Raw genomic sequence first — 14,628 nt, 5'->3', positions numbered from 1 at the left:
GATCAGGTTTGAAGCGGTCTTTCTGAAGACGGTCTAGCTGTCGCCAACGCTTTCCATGAATGCAAGAGCATATGCCTCACGCAAGGCATTCTTTTGCACCTTGCCCATCGCGTTGCGTGGTAGTTCCGGCAACACAAACAATCGGCGCGGGCATTTGTATTTTGCGAGGTCGCTCGCGGCACTGGCAAGGATAGCGTCCAGATCAAGGGTCGCATCGTCGTGCGCTACCAGAACGCCCACGACACCCTCCCCGAAATCAGGATGTGGCACGCCAATCACCGCGCTTTCCAGAACGCCGGGCTGTGCGTCGAGCACCTGTTCGACCTCTTTGGGATACACGTTGTACCCGCCTGAGATGATCAGGTCCTTGCCACGTCCCACAATGTAGACATAGCCGTCGTCATCCACGCGGCCCAGATCGCCGGTGATAAAGAAGCCGTCCGGGCGGAGTTCCTGCGCTGTCTTTTCGGGCATTTGCCAATAGCCCTTGAACACGTTCGGCCCGCGCACTTCGATCATGCCCGTTTCGCCCTGCGGCAAAGGTGCGCCCGTTTCGGGGTCTGTAATCTTCATGTCCACATCCGGCAGCGGAAACCCGACCGAGCCGATGCGCCGCTCGCCCTCATAGGGGTTTGAGGTATTCATATTCGTCTCGGTCATCCCGTAGCGCTCAAGGATCGTGTGGTCGGTACGGTCGGCAAAGGCGTGATGTGTCTCGCTCAGCATGGGCGCGCTGCCGGATATGAAAAGGCGCATACGGGCGGTCAGGTCGCTGTTAAATCGCGCATCGGCCAGAAGACGCGTGTAGAATGTGGGTACGCCCATCACGCTGGTGGCACGGGGCATCAGGGCGATGACCTGATCGACATCGAAGCGGGGCAGAAACAGCATCCGCCCGCCGGTCAGCAGCATGATGTTGGTGCCGACAAAAAGACCATGGGTGTGAAAGATCGGCAGGGCGTGTAGCAGCACGTCATTGCTTGTGAAATGCCAGACGTCCTTAAGTGTTTGGGCGTTGGACAAAAGGTTCGTCTGCGTGAGCATTGCCCCCTTTGACCGCCCCGTCGTGCCGGATGTGTAGAGGAAGGCGGCCAGATCATCGGCGTCACGGGGGGTCGTTTCAAACTGTGTGGGATGCGTAAGCGACAGGTCGACAAATGACCCTGTGCCATTCCCGTTCAAAGTCTCAAGCCGCGCCCCGGTGGCTTGCGCGACCGGCGTCAATCCTTCGGCGAGGCTTTCATCGCAGAGCACGATTTTTGCGCCGCTATCCGTCACGAAATAGGCGACCTCGGTCGCGGTATAGGCCGTATTCAACGGTAAAAAGATGATCCCTGTCTGCACACATGCAGCATAGACGGCCAAGGCCTGTGGCGATTTTGCAATCTGCACGGCGACGCGATCGCCTGGCTCAAGTCCTGCCGCCTTCAGGGCATGCGCAAATTGCGCCGCCTGTCCGAGGAACGCGGCATAGGTGAATGCGCTGCCATCGGGCATTTCCAGAAACACTGACGGACTGCCCTCATGCGGGGCGAAAAGTGCGTCATAGAGCGGATTTGGCACCTGCAACCTCCGGCAAAGCTATTTGCCCATTGTTAGGCGGTTTACCGGCGATGAACCATCCGCCTTACAACAACCCGTCCGGCATCGCCTGCTCGGCTGCGGTGTTTGCGCGGCGGAAGACGAGCGTGACAAGGGTTGAGACGATAACGATGAAGAGCGAATAGAGCACCGGCACTGCCATATAGCTTTGCGCCTCGGTCCCCGAAAAGGTGAACGCGATGATCGCGACGGCAAGCGGGCCGTTCTGGATGCCTGTCTCAAGCGCAACGGTCCGGGCATTGCGCGGATGCAACCGCAGCCCCCGCGCAAAAAGATAGCCAATCGTGATCCCCACAAGACCCAGTCCAATCGCAGCAATGTAAGTGGCCGAGGTTGTGGTCATCAAAAACTGCCAGTTGCGCGGCACCCAGCTGACCATCAGGAAGACGATGAAAAAGAGCGCAAGGAGCGAGCCGAAGAACTCGGTCACCGCGCCCACGTTTGCATTCAACCGCCGCATCACCATCCCGATGGCCACAGGCACAAGCAGCAGAACAAGCGTAGCGATGATGTTTTCCCGCGGGATCTCAAGATCAAGTGCTGCCGAATAGAACACCAGAATGATCGGGATCAGGATCACGCCAAAGACCGTCGAGGTGACCGTCATCAACACCGAAAGTGCCAGGTTCCCTTTTGAGAAATAGGTAAAGATATTCGACGTCGTCCCGCCCGGCATACAGGCCATGATCAGCACGCCAATGGCGATGGCTTCGGCGAGCGGCAATAGCGTGATCAGGAGGAAACCGATAAACGGCATGAACCCGTATTGCGAGATCACGCCAATCGCGAGGCCATAAGGGCGGCGCAGCGCCAGATAAAAGTCACGCGGTGTCAGCGATGCGCCCATGCCCAGCATAATGACAAAGATCATCAGGGCCAGCAGGGCCTGTTCAAATGCTCCAACCATATCAGGCCTGCTCTTTCACTTTTGTCTTAGCGCCTTCTTCGGCGCGCAAATCCTTGCGGAGGATCTTACCCACGTTGGATTTGGGCAATTCATCCCTGAATTCGACCTGCTTGGGCACCTTGTAGGCGGTCAGATGCTCTTTGCAGTAGCTGCGAACCGCCTCGACGGACAGTGTGTCATCCTGCTTGACGATAAAGGCCTTCACCGCCTCGCCCGAGGCGCCATCGGGCACGCCGATCACCGCAACCTCGTTCACGCCGGGATGGGCGGCCAGCATGTCTTCAATCTCATTCGGATAGACGTTGAAGCCCGACACAAGGATCATGTCCTTCTTGCGGTCAACGATACGGAAATAGCCGTCAGGCTCCATCACCGCGATGTCCCCGGTCAAGAGCCAACCATTCTGGATGGTCTTTTCAGTCTCTTCGGGCTTTTTCCAATAGCCCTTCATAATCTGCGGCCCTTTGGCGATCAACTCGCCCACCTCACCGACAGGCACGTCCGCACCGTCTTCGTCGACGCAGCGTACGTCTGTAGATGGAACCGGGACGCCAATGGAGTTGGCCCGCGATTTGCCCAGCGGGTTGAAGGTGAGAACGGGGGAGGATTCCGTCAGCCCATAGCCTTCAACCACGGGCTTGCCCGTCACCTCTTCCCAGCGGGCGGCGACGGCACCTTGCAGGGCCATGCCGCCTGCAGACGCGAATTTGAGATGTTTCGGCGGTGTGTCGAGAAACCAGACCTCATTGCAGAGCCCGTTGAACAGCGTGTTCACCCCGCTCAGCCAGGTGATCTTATAGTTCTCGAACGCGCGTTTCATGCTGGTCAGCGGGCGCGGATTGGGGATGAGGATGTTGCGCGCACCGATGGAATAGAAGCCGAGGAAATTCACGGTAAACGCAAAGACGTGATAAAGGGGGAGTGCTGTCAAAGCGACTTCCTTCCCACGCTCCAACGATTTGATGAGTTCCATGGTCTGCTCCATGTTCATCAACAAGTTGCTGTGGGTGAGCATCGCGCCCTTTGAGACACCCGTTGTGCCGCCCGTATACTGAAGACACGCCACGTCATCGGGGGCGACATCGCGGCGATAGGCCTCGACCGTGTTGTGCAATTCGGCATGCTTGGTGCGCCCCGCTACAATTGCATCGGGCAGACGAATATGAGGCAATGTGATAGGTTTGACGCTTTTGTCCCAGTATTTCTGAACAAGCCCCACAATCCATTTGGGCAAGGTGGGCATGAACTCGGCCACGCGCGTGACGATCACATTAGGGATCGGGTGACCATGCATCGCCTCAACCAGTTTGTCGGCGAACATATCGACGATCAAAATCGCAGAAGGCTCCGCATCGGCAAATTGCTTGGCCATCTCCTCTGGCGTGTAAAGTGGGTTGACGTTGACCAGCACGCAGCCGGCCTTGAAGATCGCCATGGCCATGACCGGATAGGCAAGGCAGTTGGGCACCTGAATGGCAACGCGGTCCCCGGTGCTCAGCCCCGCCACCTCGCGCAGGTAAACGGCCAGCGCATCTGACATCTCATCGGCTTGGGCAAAGGTCAGCGTGCCGTTCATCCCGTTGGGCAAGCACGTGGTAAAGGCGGGCAGATCACCGAAAGTGTCTGCGGTCGCGCTAATGAAATCGCCGATTGTCCGGAATTGCGGCCCGTCGATCTCGGCCCGCACGTCCGCTTCATAAAGCGCAGTCCAGGGTTTGTCTGTCCTGTCCATCCGTTCCTCCCAAAACTTTAGAGGACACTAAAGCGAAAGGTGCATTTGTGAAGACAGCAAAAACGTGACGTAAGGACATAAACCTCTGAGGAGCGTCATTTATTCCGCCGCGGCAAGCGACGGCCCGGTTTCGAACCGCTTGACTCGCCGTTCTGCCAGCATCAGCATGGCAGGCGTGACAAGCAGCGTCAGGATCGTGGCAAAGACCAGACCACCAGCAATCGCCGCCGATAATTCAGTCCACCACTGGGTTGACGGCGCGCCATAGATGATTTCGCGCGTGAAGAAGTTGATATTGAGCCCGATGACCATCGGCATCAGCCCCAGCGCCGTGGTGATCGATGTCAGCACGACGGGCCGTAAACGCTGCGCGCCCGTACGCAAGGCGGCCTCAAGCGATGACAACCCTTGGGACTTGAGCTGATTGAAGGTGTCGATCAGCACGATGTTGTTGTTCACCACGATGCCCGCCAAAGCGATCACACCAATCCCGCCCATCACCACGCCAAAGGGGCGACCGGTGATCAGAAGACCCAAGAGAACGCCCGCGATGGAGAATACAATCGCCGACATCACGATGAAGGCCTGCCAGAAGCTGTTGAACTGCGTCAGCAGGATCAGAAACATCAACCCGATGGCCGAAAAGAATGCGCCGATAAGGAACGTCATCGCCTCTTCCTGATCTTCGGCCTCTCCGGCAAAGTTGATCTCGACGCTGCCGGGCAGATCCAAGCGATCAAAGGCGCCTTGCAGGGCGATGATCTGGTCATTGGCCAATACGCCCGGTGCGACATCGGCAGCGATTGTGATCACACGTTCCTGATCGATGCGGGTGATCACCCCGCTTTGTGGTGAAGGACGGAAGGAGACGAAATTCGAAATCGGCACGAGGCCTGCATTGGTAGGCACGCGCAGCGCCTCCAATTCGGCGAGTGTCCGGTCAATTGCCGGAAACCGGACCACGATGTCGACCTCATCATCGCTGCCTTCGGGGCGATAATCGGCGACAGTGATACCACGGGTCAGCAATTGCACCGCCTGACCTAAAAGGGCGACATCCGCACCGCTACGCGCAGCCTCTGACCGGTCCACTTCGATCTGCCATTCGACACCTGGATTGGGCCTGCTGTCGACCACGTCGATAAAGCCGCCCAGACGCTCCATCTCGGCCAGGATCATCTCAACCGCAATTTCCTGATTGGCGGCGATGCGGCCCAGAACCTCCAGATTGATAGGCTTGCCGCCGCCGGGACCGCCCGCATCCGTCTCTACCAGAACCTCGATCCCCGGGATTTCGGCCATATCGGCCCGGATATCCTCAGCGATCAAGGCAACGGGACGCCGCGTGTCCCATTCCGCCAGCTCCAGCTGGATTGCGCCGATAGTGTCGCTGCCCTGTCCACTGCCACCTGAGCGCGCGTAAACGCTGGCGATTTCGTCGTAATCGGCCAATCGCGCCTCAACATCACGGACAAGCGCGTCTTGTTCATAGACAGAGAAGTTATCCTTGGCCCGCACGCTGACCTGCGCATATTCCGGCTCCACCTCTGGGAAAAAGGTCAGGCCGCTGCCCAAAGAGCCGTAAAGGGCAAACGCGCCCACAAGTGAGATCACCGCGAGGCTGAGTGTCGTCCAGGGTCGCAAGATCGACCATTCCAGAACGCGGATATAGCCACCCATAAAGCCGGTCATCTGGCGCGGATCGCCGTACTCAGCTGCATAAAGCTGCGCCTTGGCTTTTGCGGATTGCGCGCGCCGTTTACCGATCAAGCCACCCATGACAGGGATAAAAACAAGCGCCATGAAAAGTGACGCGGCAAGCGTGCAGATCACCGTTATGGGAAGAAACTTCATGAACTCGCCCACAACGCCCGTCCAGAACAGAAGCGGAAAGAACACGCAAAGCGTCGTTGCCGTAGAGGCGATGATCGGCCACGCCATCCGCTTGGCGGCACGGGCATAGGCCACTTTGGGATTGTCGCCTTCATGCAGATAGCGGTCGGCAAGTTCGACCGTCACAATCGCCCCGTCCACCAGCATCCCCACAACAAGGATCAGCGAAAAGAGCACCACGATATTCATCGTGTAACCCATGAAATAGAGCACGGCCACGCCAGTCAGGAACGCCCCCGGAATGGCGAGCCCCACCAAAAGCGATGAACGCAGACCAAGCGCGTAAACGATGACGATCATCACCAGAATGATCGCCGCAATGACATTCGCCTCAAGATCCGACAGCATATCCTGCACGGTCTGGCTTTCGTCCAGCGTATAGCGGACCTGCACGGTTTCGGGCCAATCGGCCTGTGCGGCATCGATGACATCGCGCACCTCGCCCACGGTCTGGATGATATTGGCCCCGACGCGCTTTTTCACTTCCAGCGCCAGCGCCGGTTGGCCGTCGATCCGGGCAAAGCCTGTCGGGTCTTCAAAGGTCTGTCGGATCGTAGCGACATCGGCAAAGGTCACAACCGTTTGCCCGCGCACGAGGATCGGCAGTTCCAGCACATCCTCATAATCCTCGATCAGGCCGGGGACTTTCAGCACGAGCCGCCCGGCCTCGTTCTCGATGGCGCCCGCAGCGATGAGCTGGTTGTTGCGCGTGATCGAGCTGATCAGCTCATCAAACGAGATGTTGTAGGTCTCAAAGACGGTTGGATCGATCAGCACCTCAAGCAATTCGGTACGCTTGCCCGCCACATCCACCTCAAGCACGCCGCCCAAGGATTCGATATCGTCCCGCAGATCCTCGGCCAGAGTGTTCAACGTGCGTTCGGGAACCGGCCCCGACAGAACGACGGTCAGGATGGGAAACAGCGCCGTGTTGATCTCTGTCACCGTCAGGTTGGCGTCCTGCGGCAGCTCATCTTCGGCCTTGTCCGCCGCCTCGCGCACCTGATCCAGCGCCTCATCAGCATCAAATCCCGGCTCGAATTCCAGTTGGACGCTGCCATACCCCTCGCTGGCCGTCCCGGTCATGCTCTTGAGACCGGTCAGCGATGCAAACTCCGCTTCCATCGGTCCCAGCAGCACATCCTCGGAATCTTCGGGCGAGATGCCGTCGACACTTGCCGAGACATAGACGACCGGAATCGGAACCTCTGGATTGCTCTCCTTGGGGATCGCGATGTAGGCGATCGTTCCAATGGCCAAGAGGAAGACCAGCAGCAGTTGGACAACCTTGCTGCGATTGAAGGCCGCATCAATCAGCGCGTTCATTGGCTGGCCTCTGCTGTCGCTTTTGGCGTTTGTGGGCGCGGATCAACCACATCGCCTGCATTCACAAAGCCCTGACCCACGGTGATGATATCGGCCTTCTCAGCCAGCCCCGTCACCCAGATACCGTCGGTTTGGGCGCGCACGATCTCAACCGGCTGAAACGCCACCGTCGCATCATCTTCGACCGTCTTGATCCCCAGATCACCCTCGGGCCCCAAGGACAGAATAGCGGGCGAGATGAAATGCCCCCGTGCCTGACCCGTGGGAATGGTCACGCGCGCGCTCAGGCCCGCAGGCATCTGGCTATCGGGGTTGTCGACCATCACTTCGACACGGAACGTTCGGGTCTGTTGATCTGCATTGCTACCGATAAAGCCGACCGTGCCCGTCAACGTCTCACCAGTGATGAAATCAACCTCGGCCTGCTGACCTTCTTCGATCCGCGACAGCGCGATCTGTGGTACCTGGATCACCACGGTCAGCGGGTCATTGTCCACAATCTCGGCCACCACATCGCCCATGCTGACAAACTCACCCTCATCCAGCGTCAGATCGTTCAGACGCCCCGAAAAAGGCGCACGGATGATCGTATCATCCAATTGTGCGCGGGCGGCGACCAGCGATGCCTGCGCTGCTGCCTGAGCAGCGCGGGCCTGAGTCACGCGATCTTCAGTAGCGATGCCCCGAACCTGCAACGCGAGAGCATTGTCGAAATCGCGGTTTGCCTGCTCCAGCGCCGTCTCGGCCTGACGTAGCTGTGCCTCGGTCGTGGCCGCATCAATGCGGCCAATCTCCTGCCCAGCAGTCACAAGATCACCCCGTGACACGCGGACATCAGTCACCTGCCCCATTGCCTCGGCTCGGATGCCCGTCGCGCGGTCCGGGATGGACTGACCTTCGGCCGCCAGCACGAGCATCACCTCCTGCGCCGTTGATGGCATCACAGCCACGCTGACCGGGCGAATACCCCCCTCATCTGCGTCTAGCTGCGGTTGCTGCGTGGGAAAGATGAAACCGCTTCCCATCCACAGGAGGAGGGCCAAGGCAAGGCCAATCGCGATCCATTTTGACCGACCGGAGCCCGCGTCACTGTCAAATCTCAATTGACCCACCAAATCGGGCCTACGATCGTCTTTCATGAATACGTCCTCAAATGCATCCGGGCCTACTTGGCCGAGGCCCTTACGTGGACGTTAGGTAAGGGCAGGATGTCGCAGTTACTAGAACCCCTTCTGCCAAGTGGCAGAATTCGACGCATTCTCGCCAAAACTCAAAGGGTGAGGATCAAAGCATATGCATCCGGTTTTGGCGCAAGAGGTTGATCAAAACCTCCTTTGCCGCCGTCCGGTGGGCGTAATGGACGTCATGCGCCCTTTTAGCATCACCAGCGCGGATCGCGTCAACGACACTGCGGTGATCCTTGTTCGATTGCGTCGGCAGCGGGCGCATGTAAAGCGTCACCGCCTTGGCCCGGCGCACTTGATCGCCCATCAGACCCGCAATGGTCATCACGCGCGAGTTGCCACCAAGCCGGACCAGTTCGGTGTGAAATGCATCATCGGCTGCAGCCCAGGCCTCGCGGTTTCCGGCGGCAAGCGCGGCTTCCATATCGTTGATCGTGGTCTCAAGGACCATCAGATCATCCGCCTGGTATTGCTTTGCGGCGGCTTTGGCTGCCGACATGCTCTCAAGCTCGGTCAGAACGTCGTAAATCTCGATCATGTCATCAATAGAGATGGGCAGGATCCTTACACCTTTGCGGGCGCGCACCTGCAACAGGCCCTGCCCTTCTAACAAAAGTGCCGCCTCGCGCACCGGTGTACGTGACATGCCCAGACGGGCCGCCAATTCGCTTTCGAGATGATCCGACCCAGCCGGAAGCGCGCCAGAAAAAATCAGATTTCGCAACTCCTCAACAGCAATGGCCGAGTTGCTTTTTGATTTCTGCGCTTGCGACGGCATTGACTTAGACTTTCACTTTCTGACCGGTCTCAGCCGACCGATAAACCGCCTCCTCTATGCGAATGACCTGCAGGTAATCTGCCGCCAAATTTTCAAGCGGTTGCCCTGACATTAGTCCTGAAACGACGTGTAATTGCAATGCATGCGTGCAATCGCCGCCAAAACCCTCATGCTTATCGGGCGGCAAGATGACGGTTTCGCTCTGAGCCCCACGCTTGCGCAGACCAAGCGATCCGTCGCCGCGCAGGGTCAGCACACCTGCGCTGCCTTCGAATACAGCTTCGCCCATCGTACGCCGCGGATTGTCGGCAGCGTGATCAACGCTGCGGTTGCCGTCGAATACCGCTCGAACGCCGCCTGCGTGGTCGAAGACAACGAGCCCCGCATCCTCGCCCGCGATGACAGGGTTCACCCGTCGCAAATCAGCATAAACGGCATGGGGTGGCCCTAGAAGATAGCGAAACGTATCGATCCAGTGCATTCCGGTTTCATGGATCAAGAAACGCTTCATCTTCTGAAAATAAGGTTGACGAGCCAGATAGGCATCGGCCCCCTGCCCGTCTCCGGGGCGCAGGCGAAAAGTCACCTGATAGAGATCGCCCAGATCACCCCGATCCAGCACCTCTTTGACTTTGCGGTACCAGGGCTGAAAACGAAAATTTTCGTGCACGATTAGGGGTACGCCCACCTTTTCGGCGTGGGCCACCATCGCTTCGGCCTCTGCCAGGTTCTCGCAAAAGGGTTTTTGGCAGATGATCGCCTTGAGGCCTCCATGCGCGATGGCCGCCCCTATCGCTTCTGCATGACGGACCGGTGGCAGGATCACGTCAACGACATCCGGCCGCACCGCGTCGAGCATTCTTGCGAGTTTTGTGAAGGCCGGTGCGCCCGTCGCCTCTGCCTTTTCGCGCACCTGATCGCAGACACCCACCAGTTCGACCTGCGGTATCCGGCGCCAACTTTCGATGTGGAACTGGCTGAAGTAACCCGCGCCAACACATGCGACGCGCAAGGTCATGCGTAAAGTGCCGCCAACACCGCCTGCTCAATACCAGCCGTCGTATTGCCGCCACCCAGATCCGGCGTAAGTTGGTCGGACTGCAACAGTACGGTCTCGACCGCATCACGCAAACGCTGCCCGTCTTCGATCATCGCCGGAACGTCATGGCGCGTGCCGAGCCATTCTAGCATCATGGCGGCAGACAGGATCATGGCGATGGGATTGGCCTTGCCCTCGCCCGCAATATCGGGTGCCGAGCCATGGCAGGGCTGAAACACGGCCTGGTTCAGCCCGATATCCGCTGATGGGGCCAGGCCAAGCCCCCCCATCAAACCCGCGCCAAGATCAGACAGGATGTCGCCAAACATGTTCTCGGTCACAAGAACATCAAAATCCCACGGCTTCTGAACCATCCAGAGCGCGGTCGCATCTACATAGGCGTGATCGGCGTTCAATCCCGGATGCTTCGCTGCCTCTACATCAAAAAGTCCCCGGAAATAGGCGAATGCGCGAAAGACATTGGCCTTGTCAACGCATGTCACGCGGCCTTGCCCCACGCCACGGTTCTTACGGTCTTGCGCAAGCTGAAAGGCAAACTGGAACAGTTTCTCCGACACCTTACGCGTAATCAGCAAGGTCTCGCGCGCCTCATCCGCACTGACCTCGCCGCGACCCTGCGTGTGAAACAGACCTTCTGTGCTTTCCCGGATTAGCACAAAATCAATCGCGCGGCCTTCGGGAATTTTGAGCGGCGTCGGATGCCCCGGCCCCACGCGCACCGGGCGGACCCCGGCGAACAGGTTGAATGCCTTGCGCAGATCGATCTGCGGGGAAATCTCGGTCCCATCTTCGTAGCGCACATCCGGCAGGCCCATGGCTGAAAGCAAGATCGCATCCGCAGCGCCCGCCGCTTCCAAAGACGTGGCTGGCAGACTTTCCCCGGTCTTCGAATAATGCGCCGCACCGGCCGGGTGCGTTACGAAATCAAGCGAATAGTCGGCACGAGCCGTCGATAATTGTGTGAGGATGTGAAGAGTTGGCGTCATGATTTCGGGACCGATGCCATCCCCCTCAAAGACGGCAATCTGAAAAGCACGCGCCATAATGCCTGTTCCTATTCATTAACTCTCACTTGAATGTATACATTAAACCATGCACAAATACTTGCAATATCGAACACGTGTCCGCCATGATGAAGAGACCAAAATCTCTGGACGCGTAAGCGCGGGCACGCGGTTTTGGTCTGTTGCGAAGGAAGAGGTAACATGTACGCTGTTTGTGTGACGCTGACCCTGAAGCCCGGCAAGGCTGATGAATTCATGCCATTGATGCTTGAAAATGCACGCATCTCGCTACGCGATGAACCGGATTGTCACCAGTTTAGTGTCGCGACCAACAGCCAGGAACCCGAAGCAGTCTTTCTTTACGAACTCTACTCCGACAGCGCCGCCTTTGACGCTCATCTGACGAGCGCGCATTTTCGGGCGTTTGACACCGCCACCAATGATCTTGTCGCGGAAAGGACGGTGCACACGTGGGACCGTGTCCTAAAATGAGCGATTGGGAAGTCCATGCCATCAAATATGCCGACCGCAACGCGCGGACGCGGGCCGACAGCTTTATCTTCGATGACAATCACGACGCGCCGCATGCGATGGATTACTTTATTTGGCTCTTGCAACGCGGAGACGAGGTTATCCTCGTCGATACCGGCTATGACGATGCAGAAGCCGCCGCGCGTGACCGTCCAATACGCCTCAATCCCGGCAAAGCACTGGCCCCCTTTGGCTTGAAGCCCGAAGACATCACCACCATCATCGTCACGCATCTGCACTATGACCATGCGGGCGGGCTGCACCTTTTCCCAAATGCGACCCTGCATATGCAGGCCGCGGAAATGGCCTTTGCCACGGGGCCCTGCATGTGCCACGACACCTTGCGCATGCCTTTCACTGCGGCGCATGTGTGTGAGGCGATCAAGCGGCTCTATACCGGACGGCTGATCTTTCACGATGGCGACGGGGCCGTGGCCGATGGCGTGACGGTGCATTGTATCGGCGGGCATTCGCGGGGCTTGCAATGCGTGCGTGTGCGGACGTCAGCAGGCTGGCTGGTGCTCGCCTCGGATGCAGCGCACTATTATGAGAATTTCGAGGCGCGCAAACCGTTCCCGATTGTTGTCGATCTGCAAAACATGCTCGACGGTTTCGACACGCTGCACAGGCTCGCCTCCAGACCTTCGCTAATCATTCCGGGCCATGATCCACTGGTCCGCGAGAACTTCCCGCAAGGGAAGGCCGAGCACATCACCCGCCTCGATCAAGGCCCGAACTCGTGAAGATCGGCGTCATTGCCGATGATTTTACCGGCGCCTCCGACATAGCACTCACGCTCGCCGAGGGCGGCATGCGGACGGCACAATTCGTGGGCATCCCCGATGCCGAGACAGATGTTGAGGCGGGCGTGGTCGCACTGAAATCCCGCACGATCCCCGCTGAGGAGGCGATTGACCAGTGTCTCGCTGCCTGCAACTGGCTCCTCAGCCAAGGCGCCGAACAGATCATTTTCAAGATTTGCTCCACCTTCGACAGCACCGATGCCGGCAATATAGGTCAGGTGGCCGAGGCATTGGGCACGCATCTTGAGGCCAAACACATCCTGACTTGCCCTGCCTTTCCTGCAAACGGACGCAGTGTCTATATGGGCCATCTTTTTGTGGGAGACGTGCTGCTGAATGAAAGCGGTATGCAGGATCATCCATTGACGCCGATGAAGGACGCTGATCTGCGACGCGTTCTTGGCCGGCAGACCACATGGCCTGTGGCACACCTACCGCAAGCCGTTGTGTCGCAGGGACCTGCAGCGATGGCCCGCGCGCTTCCTTCCGAACGGGCCATGATCATTGTCGATGCCATTTCCGATGCGGACCTTTGCACAATTGGCAGAGCCGCAAGGGGGCAAAAGCTTCTCACAGGCGGCTCAGGCATTGCCCTCGGCCTGCCAGCCAATTTCGGTGCTACTCCTGCGACTCCGCCATGGGCTGGTATTTTTGGGCCGGGTGTTGTCCTCTCAGGCTCATGCAGCCGTGCAACACGCGGACAGGTCGCCCATTACAAGACCAGCGCTCCGTCCGTTGAGATCAAAGCCGATGACGTGATGTCAGGCAGTGTGCAGCTAGATGAGATCGTCGCTTGGACCCTGGACCAACCCATCGCGCCGCTTGTGTATTCATCGGCCGATCCACATGTCGTGGCCAAGGCGCAAGCCACATATGGGCGAGAAGCAATTGCGGATAAGATCGAGACGCTTTTCGCAGACCTTGCCGCCGTCCTCGCCGAAAAGGGCGTGAAACGGATCGTAGTGGCTGGCGGCGAAACCTCCGGCGCGGTGGTCACGGGGCTGAAGGCGCAAACGCTGCATATCGGACCGAAACTCGCCCCCGGTGTCCCCGCCCTTCGACACGGCGATATTGCACTTGCACTCAAATCCGGGAACTTTGGGGCCGAGGACTTTTTCACCACAGCTTTGCGCGACATGGAAACCACGAGATGAGCGAAGAGGCGAAAGCGCGCGAGGATCTCACCCGTCTTGCCAAATCCATATTTGACCGCGGGCTGACCTGTGGCTCGTCCGGGAATATCTCGGTCCGGATGTCTGACGGGACCATCCTGATCACCCCCACCGGCAGTTCGATGGGCTTTCTTGATCCCGCGCAGATCAGCCTTATTTCGCCCGAAGGCGTTCATCTGGCCGGTGATAAACCGACCAAGGAGATCCCTCTGCACACGGCATTTTATGACACCCGCCCGTCAGCGGGCGCTGTAGTTCACCTTCACTGCACCTATGCTGTTGCGTTGTCGATGCTGCCCGATATCGACCGCGACAATGTCCTGCCGACATTGACACCCTACGCGATCATGCGCCTGGGCAAGGTCAAATGGCTGTCCTTCTTTGTGCCCGGCGACCCGGCAATGGGCGCAGCTATTCGTGCCATCGCACCGACTTGCAGTGCCGTGTTGCTGGCGAACCATGGGCCCGTCGTGGCTGGAGAGGACCTTGCCGCAACGGTCTACGCCATGGAAGAGTTCGAAGAAAACGCAAAGCTCGCCATCCTCACGCGCGGCCTTAACCCTATCGGCATGACCGAGGCGCAGGTCGCTCAGGTCGTCAAACAATTCAACGTCGATTACGACTAGGCGGGGCCTG

Annotated in this window: 12 protein-coding genes; 4 read left to right on the top strand and 8 right to left on the bottom strand. The window is 58.5% G+C overall.

Going from position 1 to position 14,628, the window contains the following annotated elements; translation table 11 throughout:
• Positions 1 to 33: 33 nt before the first annotated feature.
• The 8 genes from SLH47_RS17330 to SLH47_RS17295 all read right to left on the bottom strand — a co-directional run bounded on the left by SLH47_RS17330 (position 34) and on the right by SLH47_RS17295 (position 11,525).
• The gene (locus tag SLH47_RS17330; RefSeq protein WP_320241160.1) at positions 34 to 1,563 is read right to left on the bottom strand and encodes a malonyl-CoA synthase; all 1,530 of its coding nucleotides are present in this window, start codon (positions 1,561 to 1,563) and stop codon (positions 34 to 36) included.
• 64 nt (positions 1,564 to 1,627) lie between these two features.
• Positions 1,628 to 2,509, bottom strand: a complete 882-nt coding sequence (locus SLH47_RS17325; protein WP_320241158.1) for a bile acid:sodium symporter family protein — start codon at positions 2,507 to 2,509, stop codon at positions 1,628 to 1,630.
• A 1-nt stretch (position 2,510) separates the two neighbouring features.
• Entirely contained in the window at positions 2,511 to 4,241 is a 1,731-nt protein-coding gene (locus SLH47_RS17320) for an AMP-binding protein (RefSeq protein ID WP_320241156.1), read from the bottom strand.
• Between the two features lie 99 nt (positions 4,242 to 4,340).
• Complete coding sequence (locus SLH47_RS17315) at positions 4,341 to 7,460, bottom strand: efflux RND transporter permease subunit (protein WP_320241155.1); 3,120 nt, start codon at positions 7,458 to 7,460, stop codon at positions 4,341 to 4,343.
• On the bottom strand, positions 7,457 to 8,599 hold the full coding sequence (locus SLH47_RS17310; RefSeq protein ID WP_320241152.1) for an efflux RND transporter periplasmic adaptor subunit: 1,143 nt from the start codon (positions 8,597 to 8,599) through the stop codon (positions 7,457 to 7,459). The genes SLH47_RS17315 and SLH47_RS17310 overlap by 4 nt, the downstream gene beginning before the upstream one ends.
• 145 nt (positions 8,600 to 8,744) lie before the next feature.
• Positions 8,745 to 9,368, bottom strand: a complete 624-nt coding sequence (locus SLH47_RS17305) for a GntR family transcriptional regulator (RefSeq protein WP_320241150.1) — start codon at positions 9,366 to 9,368, stop codon at positions 8,745 to 8,747.
• Positions 9,369 to 9,426: 58 nt separating this feature from the next.
• Positions 9,427 to 10,440, bottom strand: a complete 1,014-nt coding sequence (locus tag SLH47_RS17300; protein WP_320241148.1) for a Gfo/Idh/MocA family oxidoreductase — start codon at positions 10,438 to 10,440, stop codon at positions 9,427 to 9,429.
• Positions 10,437 to 11,525, bottom strand: a complete 1,089-nt coding sequence (locus SLH47_RS17295) for an isocitrate/isopropylmalate dehydrogenase family protein (protein WP_320241146.1) — start codon at positions 11,523 to 11,525, stop codon at positions 10,437 to 10,439. Before SLH47_RS17295 ends, SLH47_RS17300 begins: the two co-directional genes overlap by 4 nt.
• Positions 11,526 to 11,687: 162 nt before the next feature.
• Between SLH47_RS17295 and SLH47_RS17290 the strand changes: the two genes are divergently transcribed.
• The 4 genes from SLH47_RS17290 to SLH47_RS17275 are packed head-to-tail and all read left to right on the top strand — an operon-like array spanning position 11,688 to position 14,618.
• Positions 11,688 to 11,978 (top strand): putative quinol monooxygenase, encoded by a 291-nt coding sequence (locus tag SLH47_RS17290; protein ID WP_320241143.1) that lies wholly within the window; start codon positions 11,688 to 11,690, stop codon positions 11,976 to 11,978.
• Positions 11,975 to 12,760 carry an N-acyl homoserine lactonase family protein gene (locus SLH47_RS17285; RefSeq protein WP_320241141.1) on the top strand — a complete coding sequence of 262 codons (786 nt, stop codon included), beginning with the start codon at positions 11,975 to 11,977 and terminating at the stop codon, positions 12,758 to 12,760. Before SLH47_RS17290 ends, SLH47_RS17285 begins: the two co-directional genes overlap by 4 nt.
• Positions 12,757 to 13,974: a 3-oxo-tetronate kinase gene (gene otnK, locus SLH47_RS17280; protein WP_320241140.1), complete on the top strand. Its 1,218-nt coding sequence runs from the start codon at positions 12,757 to 12,759 to the stop codon at positions 13,972 to 13,974. Before SLH47_RS17285 ends, otnK begins: the two co-directional genes overlap by 4 nt.
• Complete coding sequence (locus SLH47_RS17275) at positions 13,971 to 14,618, top strand: aldolase (protein WP_320241138.1); 648 nt, start codon at positions 13,971 to 13,973, stop codon at positions 14,616 to 14,618. The genes otnK and SLH47_RS17275 overlap by 4 nt, the downstream gene beginning before the upstream one ends.
• Positions 14,619 to 14,628: the final 10 nt, after the last annotated feature.

The organism is Cognatiyoonia sp. IB215182 (assembly GCF_033963905.1).
In the GTDB taxonomy this organism is placed as follows: Bacteria; Pseudomonadota; Alphaproteobacteria; order Rhodobacterales; family Rhodobacteraceae; genus Yoonia.
The sequence above is the reverse complement of the archived record's forward strand: the minus strand, read 5'-3'. Positions and strand labels throughout refer to the sequence as shown.

Excerpts from the sequence above, each read along its gene's own strand:
- SLH47_RS17290 (WP_320241143.1), top strand. The coding sequence starts at position 11,688 with ATGTACGCTGTTTGTGTGACGCTGACCCTGAAGCCCGGCAAGGCTGAT.
- SLH47_RS17295 (WP_320241146.1), bottom strand. The coding sequence starts at position 11,525 with ATGGCGCGTGCTTTTCAGATTGCCGTCTTTGAGGGGGATGGCATCGGT.
- SLH47_RS17275 (WP_320241138.1), top strand. The coding sequence starts at position 13,971 with ATGAGCGAAGAGGCGAAAGCGCGCGAGGATCTCACCCGTCTTGCCAAA.
- SLH47_RS17325 (WP_320241158.1), bottom strand. The coding sequence starts at position 2,509 with ATGGTTGGAGCATTTGAACAGGCCCTGCTGGCCCTGATGATCTTTGTC.
- SLH47_RS17300 (WP_320241148.1), bottom strand. The coding sequence starts at position 10,440 with ATGACCTTGCGCGTCGCATGTGTTGGCGCGGGTTACTTCAGCCAGTTC.
- SLH47_RS17315 (WP_320241155.1), bottom strand. The coding sequence starts at position 7,460 with ATGAACGCGCTGATTGATGCGGCCTTCAATCGCAGCAAGGTTGTCCAA.
- SLH47_RS17285 (WP_320241141.1), top strand. The coding sequence starts at position 11,975 with ATGAGCGATTGGGAAGTCCATGCCATCAAATATGCCGACCGCAACGCG.
- SLH47_RS17310 (WP_320241152.1), bottom strand. The coding sequence starts at position 8,599 with ATGAAAGACGATCGTAGGCCCGATTTGGTGGGTCAATTGAGATTTGAC.
- SLH47_RS17320 (WP_320241156.1), bottom strand. The coding sequence starts at position 4,241 with ATGGACAGGACAGACAAACCCTGGACTGCGCTTTATGAAGCGGACGTG.